Source organism: Streptomyces sp. URMC 123 (assembly GCF_051386515.1).
Classification (GTDB): domain Bacteria; phylum Actinomycetota; class Actinomycetes; order Streptomycetales; family Streptomycetaceae; genus Streptomyces.
Genome location: NZ_JBPQTV010000609.1, coordinates 1 through 1,376 on the forward strand (window position 1 = coordinate 1; position 1,376 = coordinate 1,376).

A 1,376-nucleotide genomic window follows, 5' to 3' on the forward strand; every position below is an offset into this window, starting at 1 on the left:
GGGGTGGGGGCCGGCCGGCGGGGGGCTGGACCGAGCGGCCGGAGCTCACGACCGTGTGCCAGGTGGCGACCTCCTTGGGCATGTTCGCCATGCTGCTCGCCCTGTGAACCCGCCTCGGGCAGGAGGGCGGGCCGCCCGGCCGGCCCGAGCCCCGCCCGGTTCGCCCCACCGGTTCGACCCCGCCCCGACCGTGGCATCCGTCACTTCCCCATCGCGACCGTACCCCCGCTCGCCCGCGCCCTCTTAGGGTGAGCGCCATGGTGCTCCCGCTCGCGCTGCTGATCCTCGGCGGGCTCGTCGCGGCCGTCACCCCGCGTCTTCTGACCAGAGCCGACTGGCCCGACAGGGAACCGGTGCTCGCTCTGTGGGTGTGGCAGTGCGCCGTCGCCGCCGTCCTGCTCTGCTGTGTGCTCGCGATGGCGCTGAGCGGCGCCGCCGCCTGGGAGGCGGTGCGCGGGCATGTGTTCGCCCCGGCCCCGCGCGGCGTGGTGGAGGCGTACGCCCTCCGCTCGTACGGCCCCTGGGCCGGTGCCGTGTCCGCGCTGCTCGCCCTCGGCGGGGTGTGGACGGCGGCGATGCTCACCCGCGAGGTCCGCTTCTCCCGGGCCCGGCGCAGGCACCGCGCCGCCGAGGTCAGCGCCCGCTCCCCGTGGCTGCCGGGCGAGCGGCCGGCCGAGGAGCGGCTGGTGATCCTGGAGGGCGAGCGGCCGCACGCCTGGTGGCTGCCGGGCACCGCCCCCCGCCTCGTGGTCTCCACCGCGGCGCTGCGCCGGCTGGACCGGCGCCAGCTCGACGCCGTACTCGCCCACGAGCAGGGGCACGCCCGGGCCCGCCACGACTGGCTGCTGCACTGCTCGGCGGCCCTGGCGACGGGCTTTCCGCAGGTGCCGGTGTTCGCGGTGTTCCGGGACCAGGTCCACCGGCTGGTCGAGCTGGCGGCGGACGACATGGCGTCGCGCCGCTTCGGGCGGCTGACGACGGCGCTGGCGCTGGTGGGGCTCAACGAGGACCGGGGGGTCTTCGGCCCCTGCCCCACGCCGCTCGCGCTGGTGCCGCAGCGGGTGGACCGGCTGCTGACGCCGGCGCCCCGGCTGAGCGCGGCCCGCCGGCTGCGGCTGACCGCGGCGGCGGCGCTGGTGCCGGTGGTGCCCCTGGTCGTGGCCTTCGGCCCGGCGCTGGCCGCCCTGTCCTGACGAGGTCCCGGCGGGCCCGCCCTGACGGCGGAGGGCCCGGACGGCGCGCGGCCGGCCGACGACCCCGGGACGCGGCCCGTGGCGGGAACGGGCGGGGCGGGGAGGAATACCCGCGCGCCGTCCGGGCCCTCCGCCGTCAGGGCGGGCCCGCCGGGACCTCGTCAGGACAGGGCGGCCAGCGCC

The 1,376-nt window shown here is 78.8% G+C and carries 1 protein-coding gene; it reads left to right on the forward strand.

Going from position 1 to position 1,376, the window contains the following annotated elements; translation table 11 throughout:
* Positions 1–257: 257 nt before the first annotated feature.
* Positions 258–1,193: a M56 family metallopeptidase gene (locus ACSNOD_RS31170; protein ID WP_436770436.1), complete on the forward strand. Its 936-nt coding sequence runs from the start codon at positions 258–260 to the stop codon at positions 1,191–1,193.
* The last annotated feature ends 183 nt before the right edge of the window (positions 1,194–1,376 follow it).